The sequence below is a fragment of the Natronorubrum daqingense genome (genome assembly GCF_001971705.1).
Classification (GTDB): domain Archaea; phylum Halobacteriota; class Halobacteria; order Halobacteriales; family Natrialbaceae; genus Natronorubrum; species Natronorubrum daqingense.
In genome coordinates this window covers 1065958-1083201 of record NZ_CP019327.1, presented here as the reverse complement: position 1 = coordinate 1083201, position 17244 = coordinate 1065958, and the positions used below count along the sequence as shown (strand labels likewise).

19 protein-coding genes are annotated in these 17244 nt (G+C 64.2%); 9 read left to right on the top strand and 10 right to left on the bottom strand.

The window, feature by feature from the left end:
- The first annotated feature begins 111 nt into the window (after nucleotides 1–111).
- Entirely contained in the window at nucleotides 112–1296 is a 1185-nt protein-coding gene (locus tag BB347_RS05310) for a thiolase domain-containing protein (protein WP_076581802.1), read from the top strand.
- Nucleotides 1296–2723, top strand: a complete 1428-nt coding sequence (locus BB347_RS05305; protein ID WP_076581800.1) for a zinc ribbon domain-containing protein — start codon at nucleotides 1296–1298, stop codon at nucleotides 2721–2723. The genes BB347_RS05310 and BB347_RS05305 overlap by 1 nt, the downstream gene beginning before the upstream one ends.
- A gap of 188 nt (nucleotides 2724–2911) precedes the next feature.
- Here BB347_RS05305 and BB347_RS05300 read toward each other — a convergent pair whose 3' ends face one another.
- On the bottom strand, nucleotides 2912–3127 hold the full coding sequence (locus BB347_RS05300) for a hypothetical protein (RefSeq protein ID WP_076581799.1): 216 nt from the start codon (nucleotides 3125–3127) through the stop codon (nucleotides 2912–2914).
- A 344-nt stretch (nucleotides 3128–3471) separates the two neighbouring features.
- The gene (locus tag BB347_RS05295; RefSeq protein WP_076581797.1) at nucleotides 3472–3900 is read right to left on the bottom strand and encodes a DUF3054 domain-containing protein; all 429 of its coding nucleotides are present in this window, start codon (nucleotides 3898–3900) and stop codon (nucleotides 3472–3474) included.
- Between the two features lie 320 nt (nucleotides 3901–4220).
- Here BB347_RS05295 and BB347_RS05290 point away from each other — a divergent pair, with 320 nt between their 5' ends.
- A complete protein-coding gene (locus BB347_RS05290) occupies nucleotides 4221–4925 on the top strand; it encodes a J domain-containing protein (RefSeq protein ID WP_076581796.1) in 705 nt (234 codons plus the stop codon).
- Nucleotide 4926: 1 nt separating this feature from the next.
- Here the strand turns inward: BB347_RS05290 and BB347_RS05285 are convergent, their stop codons facing one another.
- From BB347_RS05285 to ligA, 8 genes are all read right to left on the bottom strand, one after another.
- The gene (locus tag BB347_RS05285) at nucleotides 4927–5538 is read right to left on the bottom strand and encodes a toll/interleukin-1 receptor domain-containing protein (RefSeq protein WP_076581794.1); all 612 of its coding nucleotides are present in this window, start codon (nucleotides 5536–5538) and stop codon (nucleotides 4927–4929) included.
- Nucleotides 5539–5600: 62 nt separating this feature from the next.
- The gene (locus BB347_RS05280) at nucleotides 5601–6011 is read right to left on the bottom strand and encodes a hypothetical protein (protein ID WP_076581793.1); all 411 of its coding nucleotides are present in this window, start codon (nucleotides 6009–6011) and stop codon (nucleotides 5601–5603) included.
- Nucleotides 6012–6105: 94 nt separating this feature from the next.
- Complete coding sequence (gene tpiA / locus BB347_RS05275) at nucleotides 6106–6750, bottom strand: triose-phosphate isomerase (RefSeq protein WP_076581791.1); 645 nt, start codon at nucleotides 6748–6750, stop codon at nucleotides 6106–6108.
- Between the two features lie 147 nt (nucleotides 6751–6897).
- A complete protein-coding gene (locus tag BB347_RS05270) occupies nucleotides 6898–7452 on the bottom strand; it encodes a multiprotein bridging factor aMBF1 (RefSeq protein ID WP_076581790.1) in 555 nt (184 codons plus the stop codon).
- A gap of 66 nt (nucleotides 7453–7518) precedes the next feature.
- Nucleotides 7519–8130: a CDP-alcohol phosphatidyltransferase family protein gene (locus tag BB347_RS05265; protein ID WP_076581788.1), complete on the bottom strand. Its 612-nt coding sequence runs from the start codon at nucleotides 8128–8130 to the stop codon at nucleotides 7519–7521.
- Complete coding sequence (locus tag BB347_RS05260; RefSeq protein WP_076581787.1) at nucleotides 8127–8672, bottom strand: adenylate kinase family protein; 546 nt, start codon at nucleotides 8670–8672, stop codon at nucleotides 8127–8129. The genes BB347_RS05265 and BB347_RS05260 overlap by 4 nt, the downstream gene beginning before the upstream one ends.
- The gene (hisC, locus tag BB347_RS05255) at nucleotides 8669–9790 is read right to left on the bottom strand and encodes a histidinol-phosphate transaminase (RefSeq protein WP_076581785.1); all 1122 of its coding nucleotides are present in this window, start codon (nucleotides 9788–9790) and stop codon (nucleotides 8669–8671) included. Before hisC ends, BB347_RS05260 begins: the two co-directional genes overlap by 4 nt.
- 290 nt (nucleotides 9791–10080) lie before the next feature.
- Nucleotides 10081–11889 carry an ATP-dependent DNA ligase LigA gene (ligA, locus tag BB347_RS05250; protein ID WP_076581784.1) on the bottom strand — a complete coding sequence of 603 codons (1809 nt, stop codon included), beginning with the start codon at nucleotides 11887–11889 and terminating at the stop codon, nucleotides 10081–10083.
- A 134-nt stretch (nucleotides 11890–12023) separates the two neighbouring features.
- On the opposite strand from ligA, the gene BB347_RS05245 reads away from it, so the two are divergent.
- From BB347_RS05245 to BB347_RS05220, 6 genes are all read left to right on the top strand, one after another.
- Entirely contained in the window at nucleotides 12024–13577 is a 1554-nt protein-coding gene (locus tag BB347_RS05245; RefSeq protein WP_076581782.1) for a hypothetical protein, read from the top strand.
- A gap of 74 nt (nucleotides 13578–13651) precedes the next feature.
- Nucleotides 13652–14644: a 2-phospho-L-lactate transferase gene (gene cofD, locus BB347_RS05240; RefSeq protein WP_076581780.1), complete on the top strand. Its 993-nt coding sequence runs from the start codon at nucleotides 13652–13654 to the stop codon at nucleotides 14642–14644.
- Nucleotides 14645–14649: 5 nt separating this feature from the next.
- A complete protein-coding gene (locus tag BB347_RS05235; RefSeq protein WP_076582479.1) occupies nucleotides 14650–15405 on the top strand; it encodes a tRNA-dihydrouridine synthase in 756 nt (251 codons plus the stop codon).
- Nucleotides 15406–15464: 59 nt separating this feature from the next.
- Entirely contained in the window at nucleotides 15465–15686 is a 222-nt protein-coding gene (locus tag BB347_RS05230; RefSeq protein WP_076581779.1) for a hypothetical protein, read from the top strand.
- Nucleotides 15687–15736: 50 nt separating this feature from the next.
- Complete coding sequence (locus BB347_RS05225) at nucleotides 15737–16594, top strand: triphosphoribosyl-dephospho-CoA synthase (RefSeq protein WP_076581777.1); 858 nt, start codon at nucleotides 15737–15739, stop codon at nucleotides 16592–16594.
- Nucleotides 16591–17217, top strand: a complete 627-nt coding sequence (locus BB347_RS05220) for a DUF447 domain-containing protein (protein WP_076581775.1) — start codon at nucleotides 16591–16593, stop codon at nucleotides 17215–17217. Before BB347_RS05225 ends, BB347_RS05220 begins: the two co-directional genes overlap by 4 nt.
- The last annotated feature ends 27 nt before the right edge of the window (nucleotides 17218–17244 follow it).

Genomic DNA, 17244 nt, shown 5'->3' with positions numbered 1-17244 from the left:
CGACCTCGAGTCCGTCTCGAGTTACGAACCAGTGCTGGCGCCGACACCTTCCCCGTACACGATTCGCCACAAGTGTGCACTTATTTCACACCGGGGAGCACACCCTTGGATATGCGAGACGCATACCTCGTCGGCGCGGGGCAGTCTGACTACGGGGCCTTCCCCGAGGAAAGCTACCGGTCGCTGTTCCGAACGGCGTTCGAAGCGGCTACGGAAAGCGTACCAGGCGGACTCGAGACGGGAGATATCGACGAAGCGTTCGTTGGAAATCTCGGCGTCGGTGGGCGACAACTCGGCCTTTCGGGGCCAGCAGTGACCGAGCACGTCGGACTCGACGGCGTGCCGTGTACGCGGGTCGAAAACGCCTGCGCAGCGAGTGGATTCGCCACCCGTCAGGCCGTCCAGGCCGTCAAATCGGGTATGGCCGACGTCGCCCTTGCTGGCGGGTTCGAAATCATGTCTGACATGAGCTCCGACGCGACGAAGTACTGGCTCGGCGTCTCCGGGGAGACGGAGTGGGAACGCCTCTCGGGCACCACCTTCTCCGGCGTCTACGCCCAGATGGCCAGCGTCCACATGGACGAGTACGACACCACGCGCGAGCACCTCTCTCGCGTCGCCGTCAAGAATCACTCGAACGGCGCGAAGAACCCCCACGCACAACTGGGCTTCGAGTGCTCGCTCGAGGACGCACAGTCCGCGCCGGTCGTCGCGGATCCGCTGAACCTCTATCACTGCTGTCCGACCTCCGACGGCGCGGCCTGTGCGCTGATCGTCAGCGAGGACGTCGTCGACGACTACACGGACGATCCGATCCGCGTCGCCGGCGTCGGCGCGGGCAGCGACAACGTGGGTCTCTTCCAGCGCGACTCCTACACCGGCGTCCCCGCGACCCAACACGCAGCGCAGACGGCCTACGAGATGGCCGACATCGAGCCGGAGGAACTCGACTTCGCCGAGGTCCACGACTGTTTCGCCATCGCTGAGTTGCTGGCCTACGAGGACCTCGGCTTCTGTGAGAAAGGTGAATCCGGACAGCTGATCGAATCCGGTGCGACCGAACTCGGCGGTGAGATTCCGGTCAACACTTCGGGCGGGCTCAAGTCGAAGGGCCACCCCATCGGCGCGACGGGTGCCGGTCAGGTCGTCGAAGCGTTCAAACAGCTCTCCGGCGCTGCGGGCGAGCGCCAGGTCGAGAACCCGACCCGCGGACTCACGCACAACGTCGGCGGCAGCGGTGGCGCGTCCGTTGTTCACATCTTTGAGCGCGAGCAGGAAACGGAGGTGAGCGCCTGATGACGGCGGCAATTACCGGCGTCGGTGCGTACGCGCCCCGGTTCCGGATCAGCGCGGAAGCGTTTCAGGACGCCTGGGGCCAGTTCCAGGCGTCCGGCGTCACCGAGAAGGCCGTCGCCGCTGCCGACGAAGACGCGCTGACGATGGCCTACGAGGCCGCCGACCGCGCGCTCGAGGCGGCCGACGTCGACCCCGAGACGGTCGACTGGCTCGCATTTGCGTCCTCGACACCGCCCCTCGCAGAGGAGGACCTCACCGCACGGCTCGGCGCCATGCTCGAGGTCTCCGACTCCGCCACGCGACACGTCTTTACGGGCAGCACGCGGGCCGGAACCCGCGCACTTTGGGCCGGAATGGATGCCCTCGAGGCCGAGGCATCGACCGGACTCGTCGTCGCGGCCGACGCACCACAGGGCGACCCGGATGACGGGATCGATCACGCTGCCGGGGCTGGCGCAGCCGCGTTCGTCATCGAGCGAGACGGGCCCGCCGAGATCGTCGACCGTGCCGAGTACGCGACGCCGTACCCCGGGACGCGATTCCGAGCGACCGGCGAGGACGCAACGCAGGGACTCGGCGTCACGCAGTACGACCGGTCGGCGTTCACCGAAACGATCGGCGGGGCAGTCTCCGGACTCGAGGTCGATCCCGATCCGACGGCCGTGGCGATTCAGGCACCAGACGGCAAACTCCCCTACCGCGCAGCGGGGGCGGCGGGCGTCGGAACGGACGAGATCCAAGCAGCGGCAACAGTCCACGAACTCGGCGACCTCGGCGCGGCGAGCGTCCCCGTCTCGCTGGTCAGCGCGCTCGAGGACGGCTACGAGCGCATACTCGGCGTCTCCCACGGTAGCGGCGCGGGTGCGGACGCCTTCGTCGTCGACGTCGATGGAGACGTTCCCGCGGAGACGACACTCGAGCGCGACGAATCACTGTCCTACGCGGAGTACCTGCGCCAACGTGGTGTCGTCACGACCGGTCCGCCCTCGGGCGGGGGTGCGTACGTGAGCGTCCCCTCGTGGCACCGGTCGATTCCCCAGCGCTATACCCTCGAGGCCGGCCGCTGTCCCGAGTGTGGCTCGCTCGCGTTCCCGCCGGAAGGAGCGTGTGCGGACTGTAACGCTCTCGAGGAGTACGAACCAGTTCACCTCTCCGGCGAGGGAGAAATCGAGGCGGTGACGACGATTTCACAGGGCGGTGCACCACCCGAGTTCGCCGAGCAGCAGGGTCGTTCCGGTGACTACGCGGCCGCAATCGTCGCCCTCGAGTCGGGAGATGGCGACGAAACGGCCAGTATTGCGGCGATGGGAACTGACGCAGCACCCGATGCGTTCGCCGTCGGCGATCGGATCGAGACGACGATTCGACGCGTCTACACCCAAGAGGGCGTGACACGCTACGGGTTCAAGGTCAGACCTGCGGAGTAAAGCCTCTCGCACTTTTTTGAGAACGGATTCGGTCACGGACGAGCGTCGATACCGGGTGATACGACGATCGCCGCCGAGAGAATACCCACTCGGGCGATAACGCTCGGTGGAACGAGAGTTAGGTAGAACGCTCGAGTCCGAAACACCTGCAGAGACGAGAGGAAAGAAAAAAAGAGCAGTCGAGACAGTTAGTCAGCGTTGATCGGTGGGTGAGTGGACTGGGGTTCCTCCGGAACGTCCGCAGGCGCGTTGACGAACATTGCGTGACCGATGATCGCCATCGACACGAACGCACCAATCGGCACCGCAGTCGTCAGAGACAGACCAACCAACGCGAGGGCAGCGGTGATACCGATCAGTGCGACTGGGATGAGGCCGAGAACAATGTCGTAATATCCAGTCATAACGTAACATATAGTATGGGAGACAGGCATATAAGTGTTTCTCATACCTACGCTGTAGTGGATCCGTTTCTAATCAGTATTTGCTACCGTGGATTCTCATAACTTATGAGTTGGTTATTTAGTCTCGGGTGCCGATCATCTCTATCTCCCAGCGCCATTATTTAACCCGATAGAACCCTCACAAGAGGGTAGTACAGGGCCTATAGACAGGGATATTGGCCTGTTTCGCATATTTCGCATTATTCATTGTGAGGAACTACAACGCGAGAAGGAGGGTCTTTCTTCCAGTACTATCGTCGACGTATACGAACACTGATATGTGACGTCGACCGAGCGCGTCGAAATTAGGTATCGGTGGAGCTCGAGACGTACGCGAACCCAACCCGCCACCCGACGAGGAGGACGAGACCGAACGCCGAGATGACGAGCGGGAACGGCCACGCCGCAGTGCTACCGAAGACCGACTGGCGAAGCACTAATCCGACGTTCGCGGCAGCGAGCCACGCGACGGTCGTCAGACGCGTCGTTTCCCAGAGCGACGTCGAAATCGGTCGCGTGTAGAGACCAGCCAACGCGGCGACGACGATCCATCCCACGACGAACGGGGCCAGCGCCTCGAGCGCACCGATCGGTTGCTCGAGCGGGTTCATCCCGTGCTCGAGTTGCCCGACGAGCACTAACGCGGTGAGTACGAGGAGGTCACCGGCCACGAGTGTGAACGTCCGTCGGTCGGCGCTCCCAACGCGCGTGGACAGTCGAGTTGCGGACTCCATACGTTCTCTCGGTGCCGGACCCCTATTGGTGTCTCGGATTCTGTGTGTACTCGAGGAGAATCGTCGGTGACAGGAGAGGAGGCCCCGACGACAGTTCGTCGCCGAGAGCCACCCAACGGACAACATCCGTGCGAGGCACACCTCGCACGGGCCGGTAGTCGGCACAACTCGCCTTTGTTACCGACACCCTTCACCGACGACGGGGTCGGATCAGCGCGTCCCAAGACGGCGGTAACGTTCTCCTATGAACGATCGCCGTCTCGCTCGTGTATGTCTGTCAGCAGAAGAACTGATAAGGATTCAGTATAAACAACCGTCTAATGGCAGTGGTCGACGACCGTCAGGGTGGTTGTGATGGGTGTGGCCGAACGGTCCCACTCGAGGAGCTGACGGCAATCACGATGCCCGACGGCGACAGGGTCGCGTGCTGTCCTCGCTGTGAGCCCCACGCCCGTGAGGCCGCTCGAAAGTGTTCTTCGATCGACCAGCGACGTCGGACCTGCGACGGCTGCACCGACACGATTCTCGCGTCTCGAGTCGAAGATGTCGTCCTCGAAGACGGAACCGTCCTCACGTGCTGTCCAACGTGTGTCGCGCAGGCGCCGGCGGCCGACTCGAAGACGACGTCCGCATCCTCCGAGGCCGACGAGTCGACGCACACAGCAGACGACACACGTACTCGAGGTCACGCCGAGTCGACGGACGAAGACGAGACGCTCTGTACGCAGTGCAACGAGTGGGTTACCGCCGAACGCTTCGAGATCACCACCATCGACGGGCGAAGCGAGCGATTCTGTCCGCCGTGCACCGAGACCGCAAAAGAAAACGGGATCGTCAAAACGATCGGAATGCGAAAGTCGGAGGCTCGGGAGGTGCTCAGCGTCGACCCCGCTGCGAGCGACGAGGAAATTCGTGCGGCGTTCCACCGCGAGGTCAAACGGGCCCATCCCGACCGAAAGAGCGGGAGTCGCTCGGCGTTCCAACTCGTCACGGACGCCTACGAACGGCTTCAAAAAGACGCCTGAACTAGAGAATGCCGTCTTCTCGGCGAACGTATCCGATCGTCGCCGCATCGAAGTAGTACGTCGACTCGCAGACGTCACACGTCGACGACAGCAGTTTCCCGTGTTCGTATCGCTTCCAGAGCTTGGATTGGTCTTGCTCGATCTCGAGGGTCACGGGGTGGCCACAGTCCGGAATCGTACAGGGGAATCGAATGTACCAATTCGGCACGGACAGCGCACCGAGTGGTGCAAGTTCGCTTCGGAGTCGGCTGATCAGATCGTAAATGGTTCGCGAGGGATTCTCTCGAGTGATCGCGACGCTGTCGGCGTTCTCGAGAAAGCCGCCGAGATGGCGGTCGCTGTCGGCGAGTGGGATCACGGGAATCCCCTTTGCGAGTGCGTACCCGACTTCCTGATTGACCCACCTGCTGGTCGACGATTCCGCCGTGAGCACCGCGACGACGACGTCGCTGTTCGCGAGGCGGCCCTCGAGTCGCTGTCGAGAGCGACCAGATTCGACTTCCTCGAGCGCGATATGTGTTCCAAAGGGGAAATTCTTGACCGTCGAGAACAACTCCTGGACGAGCTCGAGGTCAGCAGGTGCGTGTGAGACGTAGATCTGTTCTCCGGCCATCTGCGTATCTACACCGACAACACGAGTGTGAGACCATTAATCTACCTACTCGTCGACATCACTTACTCGGTGACAGAATTGTGATCTCTCGTCTCGAGGACGCGCTCCGAGAACTCGAGGTCGTCGAACGCTACGCCGAGTTCGTCGAACCACTCTGCTTCGACGTGCCAGCGACCGCGGATATCGCCGTCGGTCGACTGCGAGGTCGCCTCGAGTCGTCCCGGCGTCCACTCGCGTTCGGCACCGATATCGAGGACGGTTCGGACGACGGTGCCGACCTCGTCGCTGTCGATCCGTTTCGACTGAGAGACCGTCTCGTAGGAAATCGAGAGGCCAGCCCCGTCGGAAATGTCGCCCGTTTCAGCCGTCTCCTCGTTCGAAGCCCGTGGCAGACGAGTGACCTCGTCCACGTAGATTCCCTGTCCCATCAGTCGATTCTCGAGGGCTACTTCGATGGGACGAGCGTCGCTCATACGTCGACCTCCCATCGCGAGTGAGAAAAACCATCGGTTCGAGGAACTGTGGCGTCGAACGACGCCGGCGATCCAATCGACCCACTACGCTCGTCTACAGCGGTTCGACGAGGTCCTCGAGGGCGGCCGTCGGATCGTCCGCTTTCGCGACCCCGCTCGCGAGCAACACGCCCTCGGAACCGAGGTCGCCCGCTGCGACGACGTCGTCGCCGGTACTGATACCCGCCCCGCAGAGAACGGACACGTCTCGGTCGACGTGCTGGGCCGCATCGACGGCATCCTCGACGACGTCCGGGTCAGCCTGACTGACCGGCGTCCCGGTGCCGATCAGTTCCGGCGGCTCGACCGCGACGGCGTCGGGGCCGAGCGCCGCGGCGGCACCGATCTGTGCAGGATTGTTCGCACAGACGACCGTCTCGAGGCCCGCACGCTCTGCCGCCTGAACAGCTCCGTCGATATCGGCCAGCTTCAGCCGCCGTTCGGAGTGGTTGAGCAACGTCCCGACGGCACCGGCGTCCGCGACGGATTCCGCCAGCGTCTGGCCGGTGTTGCTCCCGTGGTCGATCGAATCGACGTGTTGGGCCCACGTTTCAGCTCCCGTCTCGGCCACGCGCTCGAGGTGGGTCGCCTGCGGCGCAACTGCGAGGCGGGCGTCGGTCGATTCGTCGACGTCGCGAACGGCTTCGGCGACCGCGACCGGATCGCACGGATAGGTCTTCAGGTTGACAAGGACGAACATACCAGCACAGCCTCTCGCCCGAAAGAAATAGCTTGCGAGTCACCGACGAAGCGACGGACGTGAGCGAGAACGGCGACTCTCGAGTCTTCTGTGACGAAAACTGGAGAGACAAAACCGTCGCAACGACGCGAGGTGAGAAGTGACGCGTCAGTCCTTTCGCTTGACGACGTCGCCGAGGGTGTAGCTTCCCGACGAGGAGCCACCGGACCACTCGGATTCGTCACCGGAGCTTCCGGCTGCGCTCAGGTCGATCTCGAGGAAGTTCTCGAGTTTCGACTGTGCGCTGTCGCTCGGGAGGGTGTCGCCGCGTTCGATCTTCCGGATCAGGCTCGCCTTCTCGTTGAGTTCGTTGGCGAGTTCCGACTGACTCAGGGACTTCTCCTCGCGAGCGTTGCGAACTCGCTCGTCGTAGTCGGTCGCGAGTTGATCCATATCGTCGAACATGTCCGATCGACGCTGGGAACTCGAGCCACCGCTTGAACTCGCGCTCGAGCCACTGGCGGCCGAACCGCCACTGGAACTCGAAGCTGAACCCGATTTCGAACTCGAGGTCGAATACTTACTCGAGGAACTCGAGCTCGACGGCTGTTTGACTTCGGTGCCGAAGTCGGTGCAGTTCGAACAAACGTCGAGTTTCGCACCCTCGACTTTGATCGTCTTCGGAGACGACGTCTCGGCGCCACACATCTCGCACTGAACCATGGAGGAACGTATATCGCGGCGAGTGATAAACCATGCGGCGCACTCTCGAAGGACGGAGAAAGCGACCTACTCGAGTGCCGACCAGGAGTGGACGAATCGCTGGAGGGCGGTCAGGTGGCCGACGACGGCGAGGAAGACGAGCAACCAGCCGGTGAGTGTGAGTCCGCCATACTCGCCGGCGAGCGGGAAGGCGAGGAAGCCGACGATGCCGATGATCGCTAAGCGATCCGCTCGGCCGACCAATCCACCGTAAACGCGGTCGAGACCGACTGCCTGGGCTTGCGTGCCGAGGTAGGAGGTCATAACGACGCCGGTCACGGCCAGAAATCCGAGGAGGTAATCCCCGATACCGGCTGCGAGTCCCGCGATGATGACGATGTCGGCGTAGCGATCGAGCACGTGATCGAGGAGGTCCCCGCCCGCCGAGGCGACGTTTTGCTCTCGAGCGAGTGCGCCGTCGACGATGTCGAGCCAGCCGTTGAGAAAGACCAGCGTCGCGGCAACGGCGTACCAGACGGGGTCTGCACGGCCCCCGAGCATGAATGCCCCCGCCGCGAGGACGGCCATGCCAAAGGCAAGGATACTCACGCCGTCGGGCGTCATGCCCACCTTGTCGAATCCTTTCACGAACGGGTCGAGAAATCTCGAAACGTACGGCCTGAACTTATCGAGCGTCATGTGAGATACCCCACGAAGTCGGCGTCGCCTGCACTCGGTTCGCGATCACCCGTCACAACCGCCGCGAGTTCCGCGGCGACGGCGTCGGGCGTGCGGTCGGTCGTATCGATTTCGTAGATCGACTCGAGGCCGTGTTCATCGACGGCTTCTGCGAGGATCACGTCGAGCGCCTCGCTCTCTGCGTTCTCCGCCGCCTTCGCCTCGGTCTCACCGCGCTCGAGCAGCCGTTTCTCGAGCGGTTCGGGAGCACACCGAAGCACGGCGACCCGGTCGGCATCGAAGTGGTGTGCGAGGTGGGACTCGACGATAGTATCCTCGCGACCCTCGAGCCACGCCGCGAGCGCATCGAGGTCGGCGACCTTGCTCTGTCGGTCGGCGTCGACCTCGGTGTAGAGTGCTTCGTCCTCGAGCACCGTGTTGAGGTGGATCACGTCGAAATCGGCCGACGACTCTGCAGCGTCTCTCTCCTCGAGTTTCGACGCGAGGCGTTCCGTCGCGGTCGTCTTCCCCGTTCCCGGGGTTCCGGTGACGGCAATTCTCATGTTTCGGACACCTCCGAACCAGTCCCAGCCGACTCGAGCACGTCGTTGAGCGTGTCGACGGCGCGTTCGGTTTCCTCCTCCGTTCCGCAGGTAATTCGGATGCACTCGGGGAGGCCGAAACTTGAGCAGTCCCGGACGATAACGCCCGATTCTTGCATCGCTTGCGCGACGGCGCTCGCCTCGCCGACGTCGACGAGGACGAAGTTCCCCTCGCTCTCCCAGACGTGAGCGTCGATGTGTTCGCGCATGTACGCGCGGGCGTCTTCGGTCGTCTCGACGGTGCGCGCGACGTGTTCGTCGTCCTCGAGGGCGGCCAATCCGGCGCGACATGCGAGTTCGCTCGCGGCAAAGGGGGTGTTGACGCGAGCGTAGGCCTCAGCCCACTCGTCGGGAACGACGGCGTAGCCGAGTCTGAGGCCGGCGAGTCCGTAGGCTTTCGAGAACGTTCGCAAGACGGCGACGTCGTCTCGAGCGTCGAACCCGTCTCGGCCCTCGAGCAACGCGACGGCGCTGTCGCGGTCGGCGAACTCGCCGTAGGCTTCGTCGACGACGACGAGCGTGTCGTCGTCCGTTTCCGCGGCAATCGTCTCGATTTCTGCGAGCGGGATCGTCGTCCCCGTCGGGTTGTGCGGGCTCGTGAGGTAGACGAGTCGGTCGCCGTCGTACGCCGAAAGCACGGCGTCGGCCGACTGTTCGAAGTCGTCCTCTCGCTCGAGGTCGTACTCCCGGACGTCGCCGTGGTGGAATCGGGCGCTCATGCCGTAGTAGGCGAACCCCGGCGAGGGAACGAGCACGGTGTCGTCGGGCTCGAGCGTCGCTCGGGAGAGGTAATCGATCGCCCCGTCGCCGCCGTTTGCCAGCCAAATTTGGTCGGCAGAAACGTCCCAGCGCTCGGCGACGGCGGCGCTCAGGTCGGCGTGAGCCGCTTTCGGGTAGGAACTCACGCTCGAGGCGGCCTCGCGAAGCGCCACGGTGGCTGCGGGCGAGGGCCCGTGTGGGTTCTCGTTCGAGGCGAGTTTGACGAATTCAGAGGGGTCGCGCCCGAGTTCGCGGGCGACTTCCTCGATGCCCCGACCCGCCTCGTAAGCGACGTGATCGGACAGGTCGCGCGGTTGCATACGCCAATCCAGTTTCCGATAGCTCTTAAGGGTGCTTACATGGGGACAGTCGCTCGTCCCTGACCGTTTCCACACGGTAGAACCCCCCTCCCCTCCGCAGTGCTGTGGCGCGCGCCGTCGATCGCGTCCGAGCGAGGGCGAGGACAGATCGACGCTTCCGTGCGAGGGATGAGCGAGGGAACGAAGTGACGGAGCGAATCGGCTGGGGAGGGTGAGGTTTCCTCGTGTCCAGAGTCAGAAAAAGTACCAGCCAGACTATCGTCAACCTACGACGAAATCGATCGAGAGTCTCACCCGCGAAGTCGTTCGAGTCGCTCGAGGGAATCCGCGTCCGCCGTCTCCTTGTCCGAACGCACCCCCACGAACCGCGGGAACCGCAGGGCGTAGCCCGAAGAGTACGTCGGCGAGGTCTGGATCTCCTCGTATCCCACCTCGAAGACGACTTCGGGCTCGAGGGAGACTTCCTGCCCCTCCTCGACAGTAATGTAGGGCTCGAGCAACGCGGTCAACTCCTCGAGTTTTTCGTCGGTGATTCCCGTTGCGACCTTGCCGACGGTCTCGAGTTCGTCGCCCGCCTCCCCCGCCAGCACGGAGAGTTCGAACGTACCCAAAAACGTCGCCCGCCGACCTTCGCCCCACTCCGCCCCCGTTACGACGCAGTCGAGCGTCTCGACGTCCGGCTTGCGTTTGCGCCAGTGTTTCCCCCGACGACCGGGCGAATACGTCGATTCGGGATTCTTGAGCATGATCCCCTCGTGGCCGCCCTCGAGCGCCTCGGCGTCGATCGACTCGATCTCCTCGGGGTCGTCGCTCCGCCAGAGCAGGGAGAGTCCGTCCACGTTCTCGGGAGAGCGAGATTGTTCGTCCCCATCGCGAAGGACCGCCTCGAGCCTGTCGTGGCGAGTTGTCAACGGCTCCTCGAGCAAGTCGTCGCCGTCGGCGTGCAAACAGTCGAAGAACACCGGCCGAACCGTCACGTCTTCCCGAGCCTTCTCGACGTCGTGCTTTCGCCGGAAGCGTTTGAGTACCTCCTGGAACGGGAGCGGCGTGCCGTCGTCGTCGATGGCCACCACTTCGCCGTCCAAAATGACGGGGTTCTCGAGCGTCTCCTCGGCGAACTCGACGACTTCGGGCAGCGCGTCGGTGACGTCTTCCATGTTCCTCGAGAAGACGCCGATCGTCTCGCTCGCGTCGTCCGAATCGGGCTCGTAGTGCAGTTGAATCCGTGCGCCGTCGTACTTCCACTCGACGGCCGCGCACTCCCACTCCTCGAGGGCGTCCGTCACCGTGCCGGCCTGTGCGAGCATCGCCTGAACGGGGCGGCCGACGGCGAGGTCGAGTTGGGTCAGGCCCTCGAGGCCGTCGTCGCGGGCCACTCGAGCGACTTGCCCGTAGTCGTTCGAGACCTGCAGCGCGCGTTCGACCTCGCCGCCGGGAACGTCGAACGCCTCGGCGATCGCGTCGCGGACGGTTCCCTCGCCGACGCCGATGCGCATCTCCGAGAGGACGAGCCGTGCGAGGTAACGCGCCTCCTCGCTCGAGCAGCGATTGACCAGCCCGAAGAGGAGGTCGACCTTTCGATCCTGGCTGCCGGCGCCTTCGGCCGCCGCGAGTTCCGAAAGCGTCTCGTAGACCTCCCGGACGGTGAGGTCGGTTCCATCGGTTCCGTCGTCGCTCGAGGATCCGCCACCGAAGGCTCCGAGTCCCTGCTGTCCGCCGAGGTCGTAACTCGCCGCGACCTCGCCGATCTCACCGATATCCGCGAGTCGCGCCTCGACGTCGTCGGTTCGTACGTTCGTCCCCGCCGCCCGAGCGATCGCCTCGTAGCACGTGCTCGGCCCGATATCGAGCGTTCGGGACTGCCAGGCCGGAAAGACCCGCCCCTGCACGAATCGGGCGACGATCTCGAGGGTGTCTGGTGTGTCGAGGTCGTCGGACGAGTCAGTGCCGTGCCCGGCGTCGGAGCCGGGATTTACACCCTCGAGCGAGGGCGTCTCGAGCGTCTCCTCGAACAGTTCCGTGACGAGTGTAACGATCTCGAGATCGGCGGGCTCGGCTTCGATCGCGGCCACACGTTGGGCGAACGTGGCGAACTCCATCGGGAGAGCGTAACGCACTCGAGAGTAAAACGGTTCTGAGATCGACCCCTGATCCTCGTTCTCCGCCCGTTCGGTCCTGTGACCAGTCGATCCGAGGGACAGGGTTTAAAGAGAGTCGGGCCGCACTCGGAGGTATGCCAGAGGAGGAACTCGCTGCGCAGGTCGCGGACGTGCTTGCGGTCGACGGCGAAGAGTTTCGCGAGCGTGCCCAAGCCAACACGGAGGTGATCACGGACGCCGTCCACGACGGCGTCTTCGACAACCCACAGGCGATCGTCGGTTTCGAGTACGAATTCTACGCGGTCAAAAACGACGACTGTACGCTTCGGCGAGTTCCCCGTCGATTGCTCGAACTCATCGGCTTCGAGAAGGAACTCGGCTTGCACAACGCCGAGATGACGACCAGCCCGCAGCCGCTAAACGCTCACGGGCTGGCCGCCCAGGAGTCGGAGATCAAAGCACGGCTTCGGACGGCACTCGACGTCACCAAATCCGAACGCATGCGACTGGTCAGTGACGGGCTCTGGACGATTCCGCCGGAGGGCGAAGACGCCCGAACCTACCTCGGTGACAGCATCGAGCGAACGGTCACGGCTCCCGACGGGTCTGAGCAATCGATCCGGATCGCGACGAACATGAGCGACTCCGCGCGCTATCATGCGATGGCCAACACCGATCAGGCCGACTCAGCCGGCATGCGACTCGAGGCTCCGAACGTCTCGTTGCAGGCCGATACCGTCATGCCCGAGAGCCTCATCACGTCGATCCAGCCACACTATCAGGTCGCCCACGCACCCGACCTCCCGTTGTACTTTAACTACGCGCTGCGCGCCGCTGGGCCCCTCCTCGCACTCGGCGTCAACTCGCCCTTTTTCCCCGCGGACCTCTACGACGACGGGGCGACCCCCGAGGAAATCCTCGCGGACGCCTGGATGGAACATCGGATCAGCGTCTTCGAAACGGTGTTGAACGATCCCGCCACCGGCGAGGGCAAAGTTCGATTCCCCTACGACCTCGACACCGTCGGTGAAGCGATCGCACGAATCGCCAGCGACGACACCATCGTTCCGATGCCCGTCGAACCGGGCGAGCGCTTCGACGATCAGTTCCCACACTTCCGACAAAAGCACGGGACGTACTGGCGCTGGGTCCGTCCCGTCTTCGGCGGACCCACGCGCTCTGCAGCCAACGCCCGCATCGAGTTTCGGCCCGTTCCGGCCCAGCCGACCGTTCGCGACTCGATTTCTTTCCTCGCAGCCTTCGCCGGCGTCCTCGAGAGCCTGACCCGACTCGAACACCCCGTCATCGAACTCGACTGGCAGATCGCCAGAGAGAACTTCTACGCGGCGATGCGAGAGGGACTCGAGGCCGATCTCACCTGGATCACGAACGACGGGAAGGAGACGACCGACAAGCTCGCACTCTACGAGGACCTGCTGGCTCACGCCGAAGACGGCCTCGTCAACCGCGGGCTAACCGAAGAGGAGGCGGCGAAGTACCTCTACCCGCTCCGGCGACGGGTCCGCCAGGGCGTCACCCCCGCCCGCTGGAAACACGAACGCGTCCGAAGCGCCGTCGCAGACGGAGCCTCGCTCGCCGACGCCATCGAGGACATGCAGACGGAGTACGTCAACAAACAATCCGAGACGCTCCTCGAGGGGAGTTTCGCGGACTGGATCGGCGATTGAGCAGGGACGCGGGGCGAACATAGCCACAGCGAGTCAGCCGACAGTATAAGTGTCCTCGCTCGACAGTGACGAATATGGTTACGTTCCTCTCCGGGGGCACCGGCACGCCGAAGGTACTCGACGGCGCTGGTGTCGTCTTTTCGCCGGAGGAAACAACTGTCGTCGCCAACACCGGCGACGATATCGAACTCGGCGGACTGTTCGTCTCGCCCGACGTCGACACGCTCTTGTTTCAGGGTGGCGGGGTACTCGATCGCGAGACGTGGTGGGGGATCGACGGGGATACCCACCGAACGAACACAGCGCTGGCCGATATCGCGGACGCTGCAGGACTCCCCGGCGGCCCGCAGTACCTCCCAGAGGAAAAACAGACCAACGGAATGGAACTCGCGAACTGGCGGCGATTCTCCGGCGTCGACGAGTTCATGACGATCGGCGACCGCGACCGCGCTGTCCACATCACACGGACGAGTCTCCTCCAGCAGGGACACACGCTGTGCGAGGCAACCCAGCGACTCGCCGACGCGTTCGACGTTTCGATCGACATCCTCCCGATGAGTAACGACCCCGTCGCGAGTCTCGTCCACACCGAAGACGGCACGATGCACTTCCAGGAGTTCTGGGTCGCCCACCGTGGCGAACCTGCCGTCGAAACCGTCGAATTTCGCGGCTCGTCGAACGCCCAACCCGCACCGGGCGTCCTCGAGGCACTCTCCGAGACCGTCGTCGTCGGACCCTCGAATCCGGTCACCAGCATCGGTCCGATGTTGACGTTACCGGGCGTTGCGGAGGCGCTCTCCGAGACGACGGTCGTCGCCGTCTCCCCGTTCCTCGGCGACGACGCGTTCTCGGGGCCCGCGGGCGAACTCATGGGCGCGGTCGACGCGACGCCGAATACGGAAGGGCTGGCGACGGCGTATCCCTTCGCCGACGCGTTCGTCGTCGACGACACGGACGACGCGGTATTCGATCGACCGACGTTCCAGACCGACATTCGCATCGACACGCCGGACGACGCGGCACGCGTCGCGCGAACGATCGAGCAAGCGATCGAGGTCGTCGAGTGACGGCGATGTTCTCACCACCACTCGCCCTCGCGAGTCTCAGCGGCGAATCCGACGCGGCCTGGGCCGAAGCCGGAGCCGAGTTCGCCGGCGGGGCGTTCCTCGGGGGTATCGCACTCGACGAGGACGCTCGAGACGCGGCCAGAGCGCTCGTCGACAGGGACCGAACCGAGTTCCTCCCGGACGATCCCCTCGCCTTCATCGACGCCCAACTCGCCGCGCTCGAGGACGTCGACCTTCAACCGGGATTCAACGTGCGGAGTGCGACCGTCGACCCGATCCCGGACGCGGCTCGCATCTGTCGGGATCGAGACGCGCTCCTCGAGATCAACGCCCACTGCAGACAGGACGAACTCTGTGCGGTCGGCTGTGGCGAATCGCTGCTGCGAGACGACGAGCGACTCCGCACGTACGTCGAAGCGGCGGCCGAAACCGGTGTCACTGTCGGCGTGAAAGTTCGAGCGGAAGTGTCGGGAGTCGACCTCCCCGCGCTCGCTGTCGCCCTCGAGTCCGCCGGCGCGTCGTTCGTCCACGTCGACGCGATGGACACCGAGTCGATCGTCCGCGATATCGTGGCGGAGACGGATCTGTTCGTCGTCGCCAATAACGGCGTCCGAGACGAGGCGACCGTCAACGAGTACGCGGAGTACGGCGCGGACGCGGTCAGCGTCGGCCGACCGAGTGACAACCCGGTCGTCCTCGAGCGCGTCCACGACGCCGTCGTCGAGCAGACCAGTCAGGACTCGTCGTCGCCTCACCTATAAAGCGTCCAGTCGTGTAGACGGTCCCTTTTCAGGCCCGAGGCTAACCTCGAGACGAGAGTATGCGTCGGAGAGACGAGCACGCAGTCGACACTCGCTGGGGATGGCGCTGCCCCCGGTGTGACGAAGACGTCCCGGTTAGCAGAGATCCACACTCACAGACGTTTCGCTGGGAGTGCCAGACGGACGATTGTCCCGCGGTCGGCTTCGGATTCTCCTCGAGACGACGGGCCCGACTCGGGTTGCTCGAGTATCGTGAAGCCTTCCAGCGAATCTACCGCTAAAACTGCCCGAAATGCACAGTCATTAACCCGCCCGATTCGTAGCTGGTGACATGCGAACGCCAGCGCAACAGGCTGAACTGGCACTCCTCCTCGAGGTCGCAGGAACGCCCAAGCCGGGCAACGTCGACCGACATCGCGACCTCGAGGAGTTGCGGTTCGAACACTTCCTCGCGGGTGCCGTGGGCGCACGAACGGGGCTCGACCTCGCAGCCGACGGCGAGCCGGTCGGGACGGCCTTCGAGCGTGCCGTCAAAGGGATGGCTGCCCAGGGCGGGGACAACACGCAGTTCGGCGCGCTCTTGTTGCTCACCCCGCTGGTCCGGGCCGCTCGAGACGACCTGACTCGAGCGACCGTTTCGAGCGTCTGCGAGAACACGACCGTCGCGGACGCGGCCGGCTTCTATCGCGCGTTCGACCACGTCGACGTCTTCGTCGACGAACCGCCGGCAGACATGGAGCCACTCGACGTTCGTCGCGGAAGCGACGCGATTCCGGCACTCGAGGAACGGGAGCTGACCCTCTTCGACGTGATGGAACGGAGCGTGCCCGGAGACGACGTCGCTCGAGAGTGGCTCACCGATTTTGAGCGGTCGTTTGGCGCTGCGGAGCGCCTCGCCGACACCGACGAAACAGAGCCGCTATCGAAACGCACCGCTGACGTTTTTCTGGAGTTGCTCGCCGAGCGGCCTGATACCCTCGTCGCGAATCGCCGCGGTGAGGACGTCGCCACAAGCGTCTCCGAACGCGCGGCGCAGTTGCTCGCGGACGACGGCCTCGAGTCGGACCCCGACGCACTCGAAGCCTTCGCAGACGACCTCGTCTCCCGCGGGATCAACCCGGGCACGACGGCGGACGTGACGGCCGCAGGGCTCTTCATCGCGCTCGAGCGCGAGGCGATCAGCGTATGAGCGACGACGCGTCCCACTCCGACCCAGACGCGCCGACGCGAGAATCCACAGTGTGGCCACTCCACCTCTCCGGGGTCACCGAATCCATCGTCTCGACGCTTGGACCAAACGGGCTGTGGAATTTCGCCGCACTCGGGCTGTTCGCTGACGACGAAGCCGAAGGCGCGCCAATCACGGCACGGACGTGGGGTAATACTCGAACGCGTCGGAACTTTCACCGACAGGGAGAAGGCTACGTCGTATTCGTCGACGACCCCGTCGTCTTCGCGGACGCCGCGCTCTCGATCGTCGAACGCGAAGAGCCAGTTCTCGAGTGTGCGCACGCGTGGGCACACGTCTCCGTCGAGCAAACCGACGCTGGAACGAGCGACGGAACCGAGTGGGAAACGTGGCGACTCTCCCCGGTCGAGGCAGGGATCGAATCGAAAACGGTGCCGACGATTGACCGCGGCTTCGCAGCCGTCGTCGAAGCCACCGTCGTGGCGTCCCGACTCGGCGTTCCCGGCTACGACGAGGAGACCCTCCGCGAGCGACTCGAGTACGTCGCCTCCGTCGTCGACCGGGCGGGGAGTCGACGAGAGAAAGACGCGCTCGAACGCGTCCGCGAGCACACGGAGTGGTGAGTCGATTTCTCCGCCGGGACAGCGACT